Annotated in this window: 18 protein-coding genes; all 18 read left to right on the plus strand. The window is 30.7% G+C overall.

Annotation, left to right across the window (positions count from 1 at the left end; all coding sequences use genetic code 11):
• Positions 1–105 precede the first annotated feature (105 nt).
• The 18 genes from EDC18_RS04680 (at position 106) to EDC18_RS04765 (ending at position 19911) form a co-directional block, all read left to right on the plus strand.
• Positions 106–2229, plus strand: a complete 2124-nt coding sequence (locus EDC18_RS04680) for a phage tail tape measure protein (RefSeq protein ID WP_132250778.1) — start codon at positions 106–108, stop codon at positions 2227–2229.
• Positions 2230–2248: 19 nt separating this feature from the next.
• On the plus strand, positions 2249–3355 hold the full coding sequence (locus EDC18_RS04685; protein ID WP_503487620.1) for a hypothetical protein: 1107 nt from the start codon (positions 2249–2251) through the stop codon (positions 3353–3355).
• Positions 3356–3464: 109 nt separating this feature from the next.
• On the plus strand, positions 3465–5054 hold the full coding sequence (locus EDC18_RS04690) for a recombinase family protein (protein ID WP_132250781.1): 1590 nt from the start codon (positions 3465–3467) through the stop codon (positions 5052–5054).
• 15 nt (positions 5055–5069) lie between these two features.
• Positions 5070–5786, plus strand: coding sequence for an ATP-binding protein (locus EDC18_RS04695; protein ID WP_279230903.1), 717 nt, complete (start codon positions 5070–5072; stop codon positions 5784–5786).
• A 67-nt stretch (positions 5787–5853) separates the two neighbouring features.
• Positions 5854–6957 (plus strand): alanine racemase, encoded by a 1104-nt coding sequence (alr, locus tag EDC18_RS04700; protein ID WP_132250785.1) that lies wholly within the window; start codon positions 5854–5856, stop codon positions 6955–6957.
• Positions 6954–8180, plus strand: coding sequence for a lipid II:glycine glycyltransferase FemX (locus tag EDC18_RS04705; protein ID WP_132250787.1), 1227 nt, complete (start codon positions 6954–6956; stop codon positions 8178–8180). The genes alr and EDC18_RS04705 overlap by 4 nt, the downstream gene beginning before the upstream one ends.
• Before the next feature lie 27 nt (positions 8181–8207).
• On the plus strand, positions 8208–9305 hold the full coding sequence (gene dprA / locus EDC18_RS04710; protein ID WP_132250789.1) for a DNA-processing protein DprA: 1098 nt from the start codon (positions 8208–8210) through the stop codon (positions 9303–9305).
• A gap of 12 nt (positions 9306–9317) precedes the next feature.
• Positions 9318–11381 (plus strand): type I DNA topoisomerase, encoded by a 2064-nt coding sequence (gene topA / locus EDC18_RS04715; protein ID WP_132250791.1) that lies wholly within the window; start codon positions 9318–9320, stop codon positions 11379–11381.
• Positions 11382–11588: 207 nt separating this feature from the next.
• A complete protein-coding gene (gene codY, locus EDC18_RS04720; RefSeq protein ID WP_132250793.1) occupies positions 11589–12353 on the plus strand; it encodes a GTP-sensing pleiotropic transcriptional regulator CodY in 765 nt (254 codons plus the stop codon).
• A gap of 403 nt (positions 12354–12756) precedes the next feature.
• Positions 12757–13119: a flagellar basal body rod protein FlgB gene (gene flgB, locus EDC18_RS04725; protein WP_132250795.1), complete on the plus strand. Its 363-nt coding sequence runs from the start codon at positions 12757–12759 to the stop codon at positions 13117–13119.
• Positions 13120–13130: 11 nt separating this feature from the next.
• Positions 13131–13568: a flagellar basal body rod protein FlgC gene (gene flgC / locus EDC18_RS04730; RefSeq protein ID WP_132250797.1), complete on the plus strand. Its 438-nt coding sequence runs from the start codon at positions 13131–13133 to the stop codon at positions 13566–13568.
• 46 nt (positions 13569–13614) lie between these two features.
• Positions 13615–13917, plus strand: coding sequence for a flagellar hook-basal body complex protein FliE (gene fliE / locus EDC18_RS04735; protein ID WP_132250799.1), 303 nt, complete (start codon positions 13615–13617; stop codon positions 13915–13917).
• Between the two features lie 72 nt (positions 13918–13989).
• Entirely contained in the window at positions 13990–15579 is a 1590-nt protein-coding gene (gene fliF / locus EDC18_RS04740) for a flagellar basal-body MS-ring/collar protein FliF (RefSeq protein ID WP_132250801.1), read from the plus strand.
• 4 nt (positions 15580–15583) lie between these two features.
• A complete protein-coding gene (fliG, locus tag EDC18_RS04745; RefSeq protein ID WP_132250803.1) occupies positions 15584–16594 on the plus strand; it encodes a flagellar motor switch protein FliG in 1011 nt (336 codons plus the stop codon).
• Positions 16587–17318: a FliH/SctL family protein gene (locus EDC18_RS04750; RefSeq protein ID WP_132250805.1), complete on the plus strand. Its 732-nt coding sequence runs from the start codon at positions 16587–16589 to the stop codon at positions 17316–17318. The genes fliG and EDC18_RS04750 overlap by 8 nt, the downstream gene beginning before the upstream one ends.
• Positions 17319–17390: 72 nt before the next feature.
• Positions 17391–18701 carry a flagellar protein export ATPase FliI gene (gene fliI, locus EDC18_RS04755; protein ID WP_132250807.1) on the plus strand — a complete coding sequence of 437 codons (1311 nt, stop codon included), beginning with the start codon at positions 17391–17393 and terminating at the stop codon, positions 18699–18701.
• A gap of 8 nt (positions 18702–18709) precedes the next feature.
• On the plus strand, positions 18710–19165 hold the full coding sequence (fliJ, locus tag EDC18_RS04760; RefSeq protein ID WP_132250809.1) for a flagellar export protein FliJ: 456 nt from the start codon (positions 18710–18712) through the stop codon (positions 19163–19165).
• 2 nt (positions 19166–19167) lie between these two features.
• On the plus strand, positions 19168–19911 hold the full coding sequence (locus EDC18_RS04765) for a MotE family protein (RefSeq protein WP_132250811.1): 744 nt from the start codon (positions 19168–19170) through the stop codon (positions 19909–19911).
• Positions 19912–19937: the final 26 nt, after the last annotated feature.

Consider the following 19937-nt stretch of genomic DNA (forward strand, 5'->3'; position numbering starts at 1 on the left):
TTCAGAGTGAGAAACGAGGTTATCCAACACAATGAAGGAGAGTTAGGAATAGTGGAGAAATCTGCTATTCCTTTTTTTTTACTAAATTAATAAGGTGGTGAATTGATGGCTACTATAGAATTAGCAAAATATGTTGCTCCCATAGATTTAGATGATAGTGGATTGATGAAGGGGTTAGATAGGAGCGACAAGCAACTTAATAATAAAATGGGAAACTTGTCAAAATGGTTAAAAATATCAGTTGCAGGTGGTATTGCGGCAGTAGGAACTGCAATAGCAGGTACAGTTGCAAGTGGTGTAAAAGCTACAAATAAACTTGATGAAGAACTAAGTAAGTTTAAAGCAACTACAGGTGCTACCGCTGATGAGGTTGAGGCTATTAGAAAGTTATCACAAGATTTATATAAGGTGAATACAGATAGTATGGAAGACATAGTTGCAACTAGTGAAGCCTTAAAGCAATCTATGGGATTAACTGTAGATGAAATAGGGAAATACCAACAGAGTTATATGGATTATGCTAAGGTAACAGGACAAGCGAATGACAAGGTAGTAAAGGATATAGCTCAAGTCGGTAGGGCATGGGGGTTAACGGCTGAAGAGTCAGTTGGTTCATTAGATATGTTAAAGAAATCGGCTCAAGATTTTGGAACTGACTTAGGTAGTGTACAGAAAGCATTACAAGATGTTGCTCCAAGTGCTAAAGCATTAGGTTTAAACATTGAAGAGACTAATGGCTTTATGAACATGATGGCTAAAGCTGGACTAGATGCAAATCAATCAATATCTGCTTTTAATAATGCAGCTAGACAAGTAGAAAGTCCTGAAGAGTTTAGAAGAATGCTTAAAGATATCCAGGCTATAGAAGATCCTACAGAAAGAGCACAAAAAGCAGTAGAATTATTTGGCTCAAGAGCAGGTGTTGCAATGTCTAATGTGTTAGATGGAACTAATGATTTAGATGCTTTTATTGTAACTATGCAAGAAGCAGAAGGTACTGTTAATAGTGCAAGTAATGCCTTTGATAGTAACTTCAATGTACAGTGGGATTTGGCTAAAAAACAAGTAGGTGGATTGGTACAAGAATTAGGCGAAAAGTTTATGCCAGTGGTAAATGATGTTTTAAAGTGGTTCATAGACAGTATGCCTAAAATAGTTGGAATCATAGAGAAAAGTATAGATTTTATAGGTATGATCCTTAATCCGTTCATTGAATTGATAAGATTTGTTATTAGTATATTTCAGGATTTAGAGTTATCGACAAGTGATTCGTTTGGTGGTATTAGAGATACTATCTCAGGAGTTATCGAAAGTATTACTAATATAATATCTATATTTATTGAAATGGCTTCTGCATTTTGGGATAAGTGGGGAAAAGACATATTAGAATTTACTCAAAGGTATTTTGGATTAATAAAAGAAAACATAGAGAGTGTTCTTAATATAATTAAGGGTGTTTTTGACTTTTTTACTGCATTGTTCAAAGGTGACTGGGAAGGAATGGGACAAGCCTTACTGAATATCACCAAGAATATATGGAAGTTAATAGAAAATACCTTTAAGATAGCTATCGAATCAATAAAATTGGTACTTAAAATTGCAATAGACACCTTCAAAACACTTGCAAAAGCTATTATGAATGGTTTGTGGGATGGCTTGAAATTTGTGTGGAATACTACAATTCAATGGTTTGAGGATATTTTTACAAACTTATTTTCTTGGTTTAGGGGACTAGGTAGTACTTTTGTACAAATAGGAAAGGATATGTTCAATAGTATATGGGAAGGAATGAAGTCTATATGGACAGGACTCAAAAACTGGGTATCTAATACTATTAGTTGGCTGACAGATAAATTATTCTTTTGGCGTAAAAGCAAGAGTGAAATAGATAGTAGTCAAGCTGAAGTAAATGCAAAAACTACTACAAATACTACTAGTGGAATGAGCGTACCAGCTTATGCAAGTGGAGCTTCATTAATAAAAAATGATGGTTTAGCATTAATACATAAAGGTGAGGCAGTTGTACCTGCGTATGCAAATCCATGGAATCCAAGTAATAAGAATGGATCGCTAGGTGGATCTAAAGTTGAGATGAATATTGATAGTTTACTAACGATAAATGGTAATGTAGATGAATCAATTATGCCTCAATTAGAACGATTTGGAAAAAAATTAAAGAATGAAGTTTTTGCTACTATAAATAATAATCTAAAGAAAAAAGGCTTTTAGAAGATATTACTTTTTGGAGGTGTTCACTATTAATTTAGACAGATTGAACTGGAAAAATAGCGAGAATATTATTGTAAACAATACGGACACATCGGCAATAGTTGAAGATGTTAGCGATGGATTAACTTACTATGCAGACAAATATATCATAACTAAATTTTCTATTAAGACAGGTAATATCGTTACTTATAATGATATGAAGTATCTTATTATAAGTCAAATAGATAGAAATAAAGGAATTAATAGAGCAAGAATCAGAGAGTGTAATTATAGTATTAACTTTAATTTTGAAGGGAATATTGAGCGAGTTTCTTCTATTATAAATAGTGTTAGTTTTGATATTGAGACTAATACTATTTTTTCTTTTGAAACAGGCAAGATAATACTCTATATTAATACCGACACTTTTGTCGATACTGGACAAAGGTTTATTATAATGGGTAGTGCTTGGAAAGTTGTTGGAGTTGATAGGACTAAGCAAGGTTTATTAATTTTACATTGTGAAAAAGATTTGTTTGGTTCTACCGATGATAAAGAAAATGAAATTGCAGACAGATGGAAATATGAAGAACAAGTCACATATACACTTGAAGTAGAACAAGGGAGTATTATCAATCTTAGCGAAGGTGATTCTCTACAATTAAATATAGTAGCTAAAAGAAATAATGAAGTTGTAGAAAATCCTGAGTTAGTATTTATAGTAGATAATACAGATGTTTGTACTATTCAAGAAAATGGTTTAATTACTGCAATTACTGAAGGTGAGACTAATATAATTATTTTATACAAAGGTATTGAGGTAGTAGTTAAAGTAATTATTGAAGAGATGGAAGATAGTTTTACATATACTTTAAGTGGGAGCAGTCAACTTAGGCTTAATCAAACACTTACATATACTGCAACTAAATATAATAATGATATTCCAGTAAATACAACATTTACTTTTTCTATTGATCCTTTAGGAAACAGTAATTCCATTGCAAGTATTGAGAGTACAACAAATAATACTGCAAGGGTTAAAGGTTCGTCTGATTTTGGGGACATAGGAAAATATTTTAAACTTATTGCATTAGAAGATGGGGTTGAAGTAGCTAAAATGACCATACAAGTATTAGGGTTGTTTTAATAATGTTAACGTGTGGGTTTTGACTCACACGTTTTTAATCCTTGACAATTCTAAAAATCTCCACCTATAATGTTACTATATAAATAAATTGTTAAACGGAGGATGAAAAATGAAAGTAGTTGCTTATTGTAGAGTATCAACAAATAGTGAAGATCAATTAAATTCATTAGAAAATCAAAAAAACCATTATACAAAACTATTTGAAAAAGAGAATTTAGATGTGGCTGATTGCGGTATGCTATATAAAAAAAGCGGTGAAAAATCTTTCTTATATGGTATATATGCAGACGAAGGCTTGAGTGGAGCAAAGGACTATGAAAAGAGAGAAGCTTTTAAAAAAATGATAGAAGATGCTAAAAAAGGCTACTTCAATAAAATATACGTAAAAAATGTTCAAAGATTTACAAGATATATAAAAGATGGTAGTAGTGTTCTAAAAGAATTAAAAAAATATGATGTTGAAGTATTTTTTGAAGATGGTTCTTTGTCATCATTAAATCCATCACACGAGTTATTTATTAATATGTTTACTATTACTGCACAAGAAGAAAGTAGAATTAAAGGGGCGGCAGTACAATTTGGAATAAGAGAAAGTCAAAAAAAGGGCAAGTGGACAGGTGGAGTTCATCCATTTGGTTATGATTTAGTAAAGGGATATTTGCATATTAATAATGAAGAAAGTGAAATAGTAAAAGTAATTTATGATATGTATCTCAATAAAGGATCAGGCTATCAGAGCATTGCAAGATACTTAAATGATGACTTAAAAGTAACTACCAAACTAGGTAAACAATGGAGTACAAAGCAGATAGGCTCTATGTTAAAAAATCCATTATATAAGGGTGTTCAACGTACTCATATGACTTATGTTGACGATATTAATTCAGGTACTGTAAAGAAAGTTCCTGAAGATAAGTGGATTGTGCATTACAAAGAAGAACTTAAAATAATAGATAGTGAAGTGTGGGAATTAACTCAACGTGAATTAGCTAAGAGAAAGAAAATGCATAAAGATAAAGTTAGACCTTCAAACAAACACTTGTTATCCAACTTATTAGTCTGTCCTAAATGTGGTGTTGGTTTGAGAAGAAAAAAGAGAAAAGCTTATGTAAGAAAGGATGGGACAAGTAGAGATTTAGGTTATGAGTGGCGTTGTACGATGAACGATAGATATGGTAAAAGTAGATGTGAAAACAATAATATGGTTATAGAAAAAGAAATTATTGAAAACGTCAAAAATAAAGTTATAGAATTAAAAGAAAACAAACAAAAAATTGATGAAAAAATTATGGATGTAATTAAGGCTAAATTCAATCCTAATGTTGATGAAGAAATTAAAAAGATATTAGTGGAAAAAGAGGATATTAATAAGCAAGAAATGACTAATTTAAACTTATTAACAAAAGGAATTATAGATGAAAAACAATTTCAAAAGCAAAATGATGAATTACAAAAGCAGCTTAAAGAAAATGAATATAAACATAATAAACTATTACGCTTAGATGAAGAGGTAAAAGAGCTAAAGTTTAATTATAAGCAATACATTAATTTATTAGATAGTGTAGATGTGAATAATTTGGATAATGCAACTCTAAAAAAGTTAATTATTAGTGTTTATGTATTTGCAAGTAACAAAAAAGCTATAGAAACTAAGTTTAATTTAAACTTAGCTGATGAAATACCATTTTATATTATTTAAAAAACCATTCCCTATATAGTAACCCTTTCAAATTCGGCTTTAACTGGCGGAGGTAAAATTCCAAAACCAGGTGAAATAAGCTTGGCACATTTAGGTGTGCTTTTTTTAGATGAGTTACCTGAATTTCAAAAGAATGTTCTAGAGGTTATGAGACAACCATTAGAAGACGGTCAAGTAACCATTTCTAGAGTGAATGCCACATTAACTTACCCTTCAAATTTTATGCTTGTTTCCTCAATGAACCCTTGTCCATGTGGTTATTATCCTAATATTGATAAATGCAGTTGTACACCACCACAAATTAGAAGATATTTAAACAAAATAAGTGGGCCCTTATTAGATAGAATAGACATACATATTGAAGCTTCTAATATACAATATAATGAATTGAATGAATTTGTAAAAAATGAGACCTCAAAAGAAATTAAGGAAAGGGTTAAAAAAGCTCAACAAATACAAAAAAATCGTTATCTAAATAAAACAAAGGGAGAAGGGTATTTTAATGCTAATCTACATATTAGTAATATAGAGAAATACTGTGTTCTTGGAATAGAAGAAAAAGAAATAGTAAAACAAGCCTTTCAAACATTAAATTTAAGTGCAAGGGCTTACCATAGAATTCTTAAAGTGGCTAGAACCATAGCTGACTTAGAAAATAGTGAAGATATAAAAGTAAATCATTTAAGTGAAGCAATACAATATAGAACATTGGATCGTAAATATTGGGATTAACAACAATATACATGGTTAGAATGGTAAATAATAAGATTAGTTGAATCCATTCTAAGGAGTGAGCACAATGACGGGTGCAGTTGTAAATGTTAATCTAGATATTCTAAAACAAAACCTTTATAAGATTAAAAGCTCAATTAACAATGAAAATATAAAAATATTAGCTGTGGTAAAGGCTAATGGATATGGACATGGTGCTGACCAAGTAGCAAAGTGTCTTGAAGAGGAAGTTGATTACTTTGGGGTTGGATTATTAGAAGAAGGTATTGAACTAAGAAAAGAAGGGATTAAGAAACCAATATTGGTTATGGGGCCAAGTTGGAATTTTAAAGAATTACATGATAACAATCTTACTATGACAATTAACGCCATTAGTCAATATGAAGAATTATTAAGTTGGTGTAAAAAGAATAATTGTAAGATGAAGATCCATCTAAAAGTGAATACAGGAATGAATAGATTTGGGATTGATGGAAATGAAGCATATAAATTTATTACTCTATATGATGAACAATTTACTATTTTAGAGGGGGTGTTCTCACATTTTGCAGCGACATACAAATCTAAAAAGGGAGTTGTAGTTAAGCAAAGGGAAAGGTTTGAAAAAATCATAAAGGTATTTAAAGAAAATAACTTTACCCTTCTATACCATATTGCAAATGGAGAAAATGCAATTGATTATGTAGAGTGTAGATATAATATGGTAAGATTAGGAAACTGTTTGTATGGTCCATGTAATACAAAGAAACAAATTGGCCTTGAAAAAATTGCAACAACTAGAGGAAAAATAATATCTATTAGCCAAGTAAATAAAAATGAATATATTGGTTATGGACAAGATTATAAAGCCAATGAAAATCTAATTGTGGGTGTTGTGCCTATTGGGTTTTATGATGGATATGGGATATCAAAAGAAAGGGTTGGAATTAGATTCAAATCGCTAATGTACAACACAGTTAAAGACATATTAAAAGGATTAATTAGAAAAAAGAGTAATATATATTTAAATGGCTACCCATTAAAGGTTATAGGTAGACCCAATATGCAATTTACCATGGTAGCACTTCCATATAAGGATATAAATATTGGAGATGAAGTTGAAATAAAAATATCCCCTATATTTATAAGAAAATCTCTAAAAAGAGAATATTATGGAGGGTTAAAAATATGAAATTTGTTACAAAAATAGAAGAAAGTAAATTTAATAGATTTATTGAAAGTCATGAGATTGGCAATGAACTTCAAACAATAGAGTGGGGGAAGTTTAAAAGTTGGTATAATTGGTCTTATGAAACAGTAGGCCTTGTGGATGAACACTTAAATCTAATTGCCGGGGCGCTACTATTAAGAAGAAAAATACCAGGAACATTTAAAACAATTTTATATGCACCTAGAGGTTTTGTACTAGACTATACCGATGAAGAAGTGCTTGAAAAATTTATTTATCATTTAAAAAGTTATGGAAAAAAAACAAAAGCAATGTTCGTAAAAATCGATCCTTGTATAAAGCACCGTGAACATAATATAGAGGGACAAGTAATAGAAGGTGGTATAAATAACACAGGGATTATTGATAAATTAATTAATTATGGGTTTGTATATAAAAAGGGTGCATTAGGTTTTGAAAGCACACAGCCTAGATTTGTTTTTGAGTTAGATATTAATCGTGATGAGTTAGATGTATTGAAAAACTTTCATCATAAAACTAGATATAACATAAGATTGGCTGAAAGAAAAGGCATAGAAATACACCAAGGTAAAAAGGATGATTTAAAAGAATTTTCAAGGATTATGAAAGTTACAGGAGATAGAGACGGTTTTATCACTAGACCCTTGAGTTATTTTGAAAAAATGCATGATACATTAGGAGATAAAAACAGAATGAAATTGTTTATTGCTAAGTACAATATTAACAAAGCATTAGACAATATTAATGAGGAGCTTGCTGCCATAAATACAACGAGGGATAATACAATAGAAAAAAATGAGAAGTTAATTCTTCAAAAAAATGAACTTTTAGAATTAAAAAAGAATAATCCCAATGATATCATTGTATCTGGTGCAATTTTACTATTATCAGGCAAAAGAGCTTGTTACTTATATGGTGCTAGCGATAATGTTTACCGCAATCTAATGCCTAATTATTTATTGCAGTGGGAGATGATTAAATATGCTATGAGCAAGGGCTGCCTAATATATGATTTCAGAGGAGTTTCTGGTGATTTAGACCCAAACAATCCACTATATGGTTTGTATAAGTTTAAAAAAGGCTTTAATGGTGAATTTGTAGAATACATTGGAGAATTTGATCTAGTAATAAATAAATATTATTATAAGTTATGGGAATTTTGTTTGCCTAAATTAAAGAGTGTATCACATAAGCTTAAAAAATAATAAAAAGACACTTGGGGGATTATTATTATGAATAAAAGTTTATATTGGTATTGGATGTGTAATATAAAAGGAATTGGACAAAAAAAGACAGCAAAGTTACTTGATTGCTTTGGGGATCCTGAAGGTGTTTGGAGAGCATCTGAAAAAGACTTATCAAATGTAGCGATACTTAGAACCAATGATATAAAAAAAATAATTGAATCAAGAGACGAAGAATCGATTAACATAGGATATAAGAGACTACAAGAAAGAAATATAAAATTTATAACCATTGATGATAAAGAGTATCCACCCCAATTAAAAAATATATATGATCCACCTTTTGGAATTTATAACAAAGGAATATTACCCAATGAAAAAAAATTAAAAATAGCAATTGTTGGTGCTAGGAAATGTACGTCCTATGGTAAAGAAATGGCTAAATATTTTGCAAGAGAACTTGCGAATCTTGGTGTTGAAGTAATTAGCGGTTTGGCAAGAGGTATAGACGCTTATGCCCATCAGGGAGCAATAGAAGGTAAAGGAAAAACATACAGTGTTCTTGGCAATGGACTAAATATATGTTATCCTCAAGAAAACATAAGCCTTTTTATGGAAGTTGAAAAACAAGGTGGAATCATTTCTGAGTATAATCTAGACGTTAAGCCTAATCCATCTCACTTTCCATTAAGGAATAGAATAATAAGTGGATTATCAGATGGTATTTTAGTAATAGAAGCTGCTAAAAAAAGTGGGTCCTTAATTACAGCAGAGATAAGCCTTGAACAAGGGAGAGAAGTATTTGCTTTACCAGGTCGAATTACGGATAAATTAAGTGAAGGCACAAACGAAATAATAAAAATGGGGGGAAAGATGGTAACAAGTATTGAAGATATATTAGAAGAATTTCAATATATCATGCCTAAATATGAGAGAATAGAAGAAAAAATAGAAAATAAATTAAAATTACTTGATAAAAATGAAAAAATGGTGTATGCTTGTTTGAGCCTAGAACCTAAATATATTGACGAAATAGCAAATGAATTAAAGATAGAAATACAAAAGGTGAATCATTTATTATTTATTTTAGAAATTAAAGGTTTGATTAAACAATTACCAAACAAGTATTTTATCATCAATGTTTAGTGGAGGGTAACTATGGCAAAATATTTAGTAATAGTCGAATCTCCTGCCAAAGCCAAAACCATAAAAAAGTTTCTTGGAAGCAATTATAAAGTTGAGGCATCCAATGGTCATGTTAGAGATTTGCCTAAAAGTCAACTTGGTGTAGACGTAGAAGATGACTTTGAACCAAAGTATATTACCATTCGTGGTAAAGGAGAACTTCTAAGTAAATTAAGAAAAGAAGTTAAAAAAGCACAAAAAGTATTTCTTGCAACTGACCCTGATAGAGAAGGGGAAGCAATTTCTTGGCATTTATTAAAAGCGCTTAATCTTGAAGGGAAACAAACAAGTCGTATCTCTTTTAATGAGATTACTAAGAATGCTGTAAAAAACTCTATTAAAGATGCAAGAGAAATAGATATGGATTTAGTAGATGCACAACAAGCAAGAAGGATACTGGATAGAATTGTTGGATACAAAATCAGTCCATTACTATGGAAAAAAATTAAAAAAGGTCTTAGTGCTGGTAGAGTTCAATCAGTAGCTCTAAGATTAATTTGTGACAGAGAAGATGAAATTAATGATTTTATTCCAGAAGAATACTGGACACTAGAAGCCTTTTTAAAGATAAATGAAAAGGAAATCATTTCTTGCAAATTCTATGGTAAAGGCAACGAAAAAATAAAAATATCAACTCAAGAAGAATTGCTTGTAATAGAAACAGAATTGAAAAATGCAGAATATAAAATTTCAGATATTAGAAAAAGTGAAAGAATTAAAAAAACTTTGGTACCTTTTATAACTAGTACACTTCAGCAAGAAGCGTCAAAGAAATTAAATTTTTCTACTCAAAAGACTATGAGAATTGCTCAGCAATTATACGAGGGCGTTGATGTAGAAGGTGAAGGTACAGTTGGTTTAATTACTTATTTACGTACAGATTCTACAAGAATATCTGAAGAGGCAGATTCCTTACTAAGAGATTATATTCGTTTAGAATATGGGGAACACTATTTATCAGAAGTTGTTCAAGAAAAAAAATCTACAAAGAAAGTTCAAGATGCTCACGAAGCTATAAGACCAACATATGTCCATTTTGAGCCTGATAAAGTAAAAAAATCATTATCAAAAGATCAATATCGTCTATACCAATTAATTTGGACTAGATTTGTTGCAAGTAGAATGCAACCAGCAAAATATATCACTACATCAATTAAAATTGATGCCAATGATTATCGGTTTACGACCAGCACATCTACGTTGGCTTTTGATGGGTTTTTAAAAGTTTATAAATTAGACGAGGAAGAGGAAAAAGAGAATAACCTTCTAAATGTAATTACTAAAGAAACTGAATTAAAGTATGAAGCATTAGATGGTAAACAGCATTTTACTCAACCCCCTCCAAGATATAATGAAGCAAGCTTAGTAAAAATTTTAGAAGAATTAGGAATTGGAAGACCAAGTACTTACTCCCCAACTATTACAACAATTATTCAAAGAAGATATATTATTAAAGAAAATAAGTCTTTATTTCCCACGGAGCTTGGTGAAATTGTAAACAGTATTATGAAGGAATATTTTCAAGATATTGTGGATACAAACTTTACTGCAAAGTTAGAAAAAGAACTCGATCAAGTGGAAGAAGGGTTATTTGACTGGAAACAAGTTTTGAGAGATTTTTATCCAGAGTTCAGTATCACAGTTGATAAAGCAGAAGAAGAAATTGGAGATATTAAACTAGAAGAAGAAGTAACGGATATTGTTTGTGAAGAGTGCAGTAAAAATATGGTAATACGCTATGGGAGACATGGAAAATTTCTTGCATGTCCTGGATTTCCAGATTGTAGAAATACAAAGCCATATTATGAAAAAATTGGTGTTACATGCCCTAAATGTACAGGGGATATTGTTATAAAGAAAACAAAAAAAGGAAGACGTTTCTTTGGTTGTGAAAATAACCCAGAATGTGACTTTATGACATGGCAAAAACCAACAGATAAAAAATGTCCAAATTGTAAAAATGTGTTACTTGAAAAAGGCAAGAAGTTAGTATGTGTAGACGAAAAATGTAATTATCAAACAGAAAATATAAAATAAACTTTAGATTTACAAAATTGCTTGTGAATTTAGCAATATTATGATAAAATATAAAATGTTATTAATCCCTTTCATTTTATATAAAGGGTTTGCATAATTTAATAATTTTTATAACTATAAATATAAATAGAAATGGTATTAAAATTATTAATTATGGAGATTCCTAAATATAAGTAGACAAAAGCATATTTATAGGAGGTCAAAAAAATGAGTGTACAATTATTAGACAAAACTAGAAAAATAAACAAATTATTACAGAGAACAGGTTCTCAACGTGTAGTTTTTAACGATATCTGTGAAGTTATGAGTGATATACTTTCATCTAACGCCTTGGTGATTAGTAAAAAAGGAAAACTCATTGGATTAAAAAACAGAGATGGCAATGGCTTAATAAATGAATTGTTACAAGATAACATTGGTGATTATATTGATGAACAATTAAATGAAAGACTATTGAATATTTTATCAACTAAAGAAAATGTAAATTTATCTACACTTGGTTTCACAAATGTTGAATCCTATGATGGAATCATCGTACCAATTGATATCGCTGGAGAAAGATTAGGAACTTTGTTTTTTTATAGACAAGAATCTGCATATGACTTAGAAGATGTAATATTAAGTGAATATGGAGCGACTGTTGTTGGTCTTGAAATTATGAGATCTGTTAATGAGGAAAATAATGAAGAGATTAGAAAGTCAACTATTGTTAGTTCAGCAATTGGTACATTATCTTTCTCGGAACTTGAAGCTATACTTCACATATTTGATGAATTAAACGGACCGGAAGGTATTTTAGTTGCAAGTAAAATTGCAGATCGTGTTGGTATAACGCGTTCAGTAATAGTAAATGCATTAAGAAAGTTTGAGAGTGCTGGCGTAATAGAATCTCGTTCATTAGGTATGAAAGGTACTTACATTAAAGTTCTTAACGATGTTTTATTAATTGAATTAAATAAAATGAGAAAATAAGTAATTTAAAAATAAGAATATATTTGAAAAGTTCTTGCTATTAAAAAAGCAAGAACTTTTTTTGTAAATTAGTAGTATAGAACCATAAAATTTTATGGAAAGTGATAAAATTCTTGATTCAATGGAACTATTTTTGAAATTCAAAACATACATGATTTTATTATATAGTTTTATAATCCATTGGTGTATAATAGGGTGAACCTTGCATATTTACGCTGTTTGGTGTATATTAATATATAATATTGTAGAAAAAAATAACCTTTATTTTTAGACCAGCCATTGGATAATAAAGGTTTATGTCGAATTTAATTGAATTAAGTCTAATTGCTTAGTATAATATACTTGAATTATTTTTTAGATAAATTATAATATATTTAATAACAAGTATGAGGTGAAAAGGTAAATGAATGGGAAAATATTTAGTAATGTCAACGTAATGAATAAATCGCTTGATGCATCTTGGCTAAGAAATCAGGTTATATCTGAAAACATTGCAAATGTTGATACTCCAGGGTACAAACGAAAAGACGTTGTATTTGAAAACAAACTAAGAGAAGCATTAATGAGTGGAAGATTAAATGCAAATGAATTAACGCCTAAAGTAGTACAAGATAAAGTCAATTTACAATTTAGAAGAGATGGTAATAACGTAGATATAGATGTTGAAATGGTAGAATTAAGTAAAAACCAATTGAGATATAATACATTAATAGAACAAGTAAAACATGATTTTAGTAGAATGAAAACAGCAATCACATCAAGATAAGGAGGATGTTTATGTCTTTTTTTAGTTCATTAAACTCCAGTGCATCAGGATTAACAGCGCAAAGGCTTAGAATGGATATAATATCCCAAAATATAGCCAATGTAAATACAACAAGAACAGAGAATGGGCAACCATATAAAAGAAAAACGGTTATCTTTGAAGAGAAAAATAATAATAAATTCAATGATGTATTAAATAATACAATGAATCAGTACAATGCTAACGGAGTACGAGTTTCAAGAATTGTTGAAGATGAGCGACCATTTATGCAAGTATATGATCCAACACATCCAGATGCTAATGAAGAAGGTTATGTGTTAATGCCTAATGTAAATGTGGTTGAAGAAATGACGAATATGATTAGTGCCAATAGAGCATATGAAGCCAATGTGACAGCATTAAATGCAAGTAAAGGTATGGCGATGAAAGCTCTCGAGATAGGAAGATAATTTAGCTTAATATAAAAACATACATATAGAATAGGGAGGGTGAAAGATGAACGTTTCCTCGTTGCAAACAATAAATGGTCTATTAGGGCAAGATAAAAAAACAAATTCAACCAATGGCAAGACAGTATTTGAAGATTTTTTTAATTCAGCAATGAATTTAGTTAATCAAACTAACGCACTTGAAAAAGAAGCTAATCAAATGTCTATAGATTTTGCTGCTGGAAAAGTTGATAGTATCCATGATGTTATGATTGCTCAAGAAAAAGCAAATATAGCATTACAGTATACAGTGGAAATTAGAAACAAGGTATTAGAAGCATATAACGAAATAATGAGAATTCAATTATAATGGTTAAACAGAGAACCTATTTAAAAATAAAAAATCAAAAGCCTTTACCAAATAGGTTTAAGGGGTGTAAGAATGAATGAAACTTTAAACAATTTTTCACAGCAAATTACAAGTTTTTTTGAAAAATATGATAAAAAGCAAAAATTAAAAATGTTCGGAATAGCAATTTTAGTAATCGCAGCTTTATCCATATTAATACTTGTAATTAACCAACCAAAGTTTGTAATGCTATCTAACAATCTCACTCCACGACAAGCGGCAGAAATTAGGGACATACTAAGTGAAAGTAGTATTAGATACAAAGTATCACCTGATGGATCCAGTGTTCAAGTAGATGCAAAACAAATTGCGGATGCAAATATGGCTTTAGGTCAAAAAGGCATTCCTACGACAGGTTTTACTTATGAAGATGCTTTTAATACAAGTTTTAGTACAACTGAAACAGCAAGAAATCAAATGCATCAACTAGCCTTTAGGCAAGAATTAGCAAATAGTATTAAAACAATGGATGGTATATCAGATGCAATAGTTAATCTGGTTATTCCAAATCAAGATAGAACAATATTTGACCAACATAGAGAATCAACAGCCAGCGTTTTATTAACAACAGAACCATCATTTTCAAATAATCAAGTTTTAGGCATTGTTAACTTTTTAGCCGCAGCAGTACCCAACTTAAAGAATGAGAATATTAAAGTGATTGATCAAAGAGGGAATATTCTGTTTCTTGGCGATGGCAATGATTATAATAGTCCAGGAAATAATTTTGATATAGTAAGACAAAGAAGTGACGTTATAAGAAAAGATGTTATGTCTGCATTATTAAGTTTGGGTATTTATGACGATGCAGAAGTTGTTGTGAATCTTGTAGTGGATTTTGATAAAGAATCTTCTGTTTCAGAGATTTATTCCACTCCAAACGGACAGGCTACTGGGATTCCTGGTTCAAGTTATCAATATGAATCAAGTGGTGTGAATGGGGTTGCTGGTGGAGCGCCTGGGATAGATGGGAATGCTGTACCAGAGTATTTTATGCCTGATGGAAGTATGTCTGAAAGTAATACGACCATTAGCCAAATTAATTATAATGTTAACAAGACAATCGTAAGTGCAGAAAAAGGTATTGGACAAATATTGTTTGATTCTTCTTCTATTGCAGTTGTTGTAAATGACTTTGTTATACATGACGAAGAGGTATTGGAACGTAGAGGGTTGTTAGAAAATATGACCTTTGAAGAATATAAAGAAATTCATAGTGAAAGAGTGTTATTTGATGTAGGAGATGAAGTTGTAAACCTAGTAAGAAACGCTACAGGTATTCCTAATGTGCAAGTTATAGGGTATGAAATTCCTATATTCTATGACAAAGTTGTTACGAGAACGCCTTGGACAAACTACATTACATTAGGGCTAACCATACTTATAATTGCTTTATTAGCTTTTGTTGTTTATAAAGGAATGGAACCAGTTGAAATAACAGAAATAGAGCCAGAATTATCTGTAGAAGATATGTTAGCAACTACAAAAGAACATCAACACTTAGATGATATCGAATTTGATGATAAATCTGAAACAAGAAAACAAATTGAAAAATTTGTAGAAGAAAAACCAGATGCAGTAGCTCAATTACTAAGAAATTGGTTAAATGAGGATTGGGAGTGATAATATGGCAAAAGACAAAACAATGACAGGTGTTCAAAAAGCAGCAACTTTATTAATAACTCTTGGTCCTGAAAAATCTTCAGAAGTTTTTAAACATCTTAAAGATGAAGAAATAGAACAACTTACCCTTGAAATAGCTAATACAAGAAGTGTATCTCCTAAAGCAAAAGAAGCGGTGCTACAGGAATTCTATGAAATATGTCTAGCACAACAGTATATTGCTGAGGGGGGTATTTCTTATGCAAAAGAATTACTTGAAAAAGCTTTAGGTAATGATAAGGCTAAAGATGTTATTGGAAGATTAACTGCGTCATTACAAGTAAGACCTTTTGAATTTATAAGAAAGACAGATCCAAGCCAGTTGTTAAATTTTATTTCAGAAGAGCATAATCAAACCATCGCTTTAATTTTATCTTACTTGTCACCAGCACAAGCGGGTTTGATTTTGGCTGCTTTACCAGGGGAAAAGCAATCAGATGTAGCAAAACGTATTGCACAAATGGATAGAACATCTCCTGATGTTATTAAAGATGTAGAAAATGTATTGGAAAGAAAATTATCTTCATTAGTGACACAAGATTATACAGTTGTTGGTGGCGTAGATAGTATTGTTCAAATACTTAACTCAGTAGATAGAAGTACAGAGAAACACATTATGGAAACATTGGAAATAGAAGATACAGAATTAGCAGAAGAAATTAGAAAGAAAATGTTTGTATTCGAAGATATTATTGCTCTTGATGATAGATCTATTCAAAGGGTTCTTAGAGAAGTTGATAACAACGACTTGGCAATTGCTCTTAAGGGGGCAGGAGAAGAAGTGCAAAATGTTATCTTTAACAACTTATCTAAACGTTTAGCAACTATGATAAAAGAAGATATGGAGTATATGGGTCCTGTGCGACTTAAAGATGTTGAAGAATCACAACAAAAAATTGTTAATATTATAAGAAAACTTGAGGATGCTGCAGAGATAGTTATATCTCGAGGTGGAGGTGACGAAATAGTTGTCTAATCTATTTAAATCGTCATTTGTTACCTTTTCACCAGAAAATAAAAAAGTTATCAAAATTGAGAATACAAATCCAAGAATTATTAATAAAGATTCAGAAGATGAGGAATCTAACATAGTGCCTATCTCTACAGAAATTGATTATAAATTAAAAGAAGAAGAAGCACAGCAAAAAATCAATCAGATGATGGAAGATGCACAAAAACAGGCTGAAGTTATTAAAAAGAATGCATACGAAGAAGGAAAAGAACAAGGATATTCTCAAGGCTATAGTGAAGGATATTCTATTGGGAAGTTAGAGGCGGACCAACTAATAAACAAACTTAAACAAGAAGAAATTCAATTAGAGGAGAAATACAATAACTTAATAGAATCTTTAGAACCTGAATTCGTTCAACTAGTGATTGCCATAATTGAAAAAATGACAGGCATTCTGGTAGAAAACAAAAAAGAAATTATACTCTACTTAATAAATGAAGGCATCAGATCAAGAGAATCCGCTAGGGAATACCTTATTAATGTAGCTATAGATGACTATAACTACATTATTGATCATAGTAAAGATGTAATTAATATGGGTAATCCAAATGTGAAGATCAATATAGTAAGTAATACCAAGCTTGAAAAGGGTCAATGTTTTATCGAAACTGAAAATGGCATAATTAATTCAAGCGTTGATACTCAATTAACAGAATTGATTGCAGACTTGGAACTGCTCTCCAAATAAGGGATATATAAAAGAGAATGACACTATTATTATACACTTAATGCCTTGGAAACTGGAAAGGAATTGAAGTTTATGAAAACTATCAATTTTAACAAATACAAAGACTTATTAAATAAATCCTATATAAAGCAGCTAGGTAGTGTTTCAAAAGTAATTGGATTAACAATAGAGTCTATTGGTCCAAGTGTAAACTTAGGTGATTTATGTGCAATTTCTTCTAAGAGTGACAATAAAAAAGTTTTGGCAGAAGCTGTAGGATTTAGAGATAATAGGATATTACTTATGCCATTAGGAAGTATTGAAGGTATTGGGCTTGGTAGCATTGTGGAAGCAAAAGGTGAGCCATTAAAAGTGCCTGTTGGAAATGAACTTTTAGGCAAAGTTTTAGATGGATTAGGCCGACCACTTAATTCATCGGATATAAAAGCTGAAGATTACTATCCTATAGAAGCGCCACCACCAAACCCTTTAAAGAGAAACAGAATAGAAATGCCATTACCATTAGGTATTAAAGCTGTGGATGGATTATTAACGGTGGGAAAAGGTCAAAGGATTGGTATTTTCGCGGGAAGTGGTGTAGGTAAAAGTACTATACTAGGAATGATTGCTAAAAATGCATCCTCAGATATAAATGTCATAGCACTTATTGGTGAACGTGGTAGAGAGGTTAGGGAGTTTATTGAAAGAGATTTAGGAGAAGAAGGTCTTAAACAATCTGTTGTAGTTGTTGCTACCTCAGATCAACCTGCTTTAATTAGGCAAAAAGCTGCAAAAACAGCTACTGCTATTGCCGAATATTTTAGAGATCAAGGAAAAGATGTCCTTTTAATGATGGACTCACTAACACGATTTTCAATGGCTCAGAGAGAAATTGGCTTAGCTATTGGTGAACCACCTGTAACAAGAGGATATACGCCTAGTGTATTTGCTCAAATGCCTAAACTCTTAGAAAGAGCTGGAACATCCTCAGAAGGGTCTATAACAGGATTGTACACAGTTTTAGTAGACGGGGATGATTTTAATGAGCCAATAACGGATACTGCCAGAGGAATTTTAGATGGACATGTTATGTTATCTAGAAATTTAGCCAATAAAAATCATTTTCCAGCTATTGATGTTCTAAATAGTATTTCACGTGTTATGAATGATATCGCATCAGATGAACATAAAGCATTAGCCAATAAATTAAAATCAACTTTAGCTACATATAGAGAATCTGAAGATATTATAAATATTGGTGCATATAAAAAAGGATCTAATAAAGAAATTGACTATGCTGTAAGAATGATAAATAGGATTAATGAATTCTTGAAACAAAGTACAAATGAAAATTTACCATTTGAAGAAACTTTAAATCAGTTAACCAATTTATTTAATGAATAGGTGATAGAATGTCAAAGTTTAAATATAAGTTTCAAAACATATTAGAGATTAAACATAAAATTGAGGATCAGAAGAAGTTGTCCTATTTTAATGCTGTACAGGCCCATTCTTCACAACTAGATGAATTGTATAGAATGTATGATAAAAAAGATGATTATGAGAACAATCTAAAAACCAATGTGAAAAGAGTAGTAACAGCTAAAAATCTTAGAGATTACTATAATGGATTAGAAAGAATAGTAGAGTTTTGTAAAGAAGAAGAAAGTAAACTAGCAGAATTAGAACAAAAACTAGAAATAACTAGAATTGATATGAATACTGCTGTTATCGATAGAAAAACTTATGAAAAGCTCAAGGAAAAAGATTTCGAAAGATTCTTAGAAGATGAAAAACTTAAAGAGAATAAAATAGTGGATGAATTAATCAGTTATAAATATTTTAAACCCCAAAAGACTGGAGGTTGACCATGTCCAAAAATGAAAAAACAAACACAATTAAAGGAAGCATAATTTCTATCTTAATAGGGGTAGGTATTACAGTTTTATTATTAGGTGGATTTATATTGCTTATAAAGTTAGATATTGCTGGTCTAGGGAATCAAGTAATGAGACCTTTAATCAATGATGTACCTGTATTGAATTTAATGCTACCAAAAGAAAAAGTTAGAGAAAATCAACTTGAAATAGATAAAAAAGAGAATCCTTATGCTTTTGAAACAGTAGAAGAGGCTGTATATAGATTAAAAGAGCTAGAGGTCGTTGTAGCTAATAAAAACAGTGAAATTAGAAACTTAAATGAAGAAACAGATAGGCTTAGAAGAGAAGTAAGTAGACTTCAAGAGTTTGAAAATAGGTATATAGATTTTTTAGAAGATAAATCCAAATTTGATGAAGTGGTTGTTTTTAATGACAAAGCACCCGATATAAATGAGTACAAACAGTTTTATGAATCCATATTTCCTCAAAATGCAGCACAAATATATGAAAGAGTCATTGAACAGTATCTTTATGATGAACAGGCCAAAAAGTATGCAGAAACTTATCAAAGCATGAAGCCTGGGGAAGCTGCAAGAATATTAGAAACAATGACTACAGATTTAGACTTGGTTGTTCTTATCCTTAAAAATATAAATACTGAACAGCGCGCTAAAATATTAGGTGCTATGAATCCAACAACTGCAGCAAGAATCACAAGAATGATGGCACCTTAAGCCTAGCAAAAAAACAAAGAAAGGAG

The sequence above is a fragment of the Natranaerovirga pectinivora genome, assembly GCF_004342165.1.
In the GTDB taxonomy this organism is placed as follows: Bacteria; Bacillota; Clostridia; order Lachnospirales; family DSM-24629; genus Natranaerovirga; species Natranaerovirga pectinivora.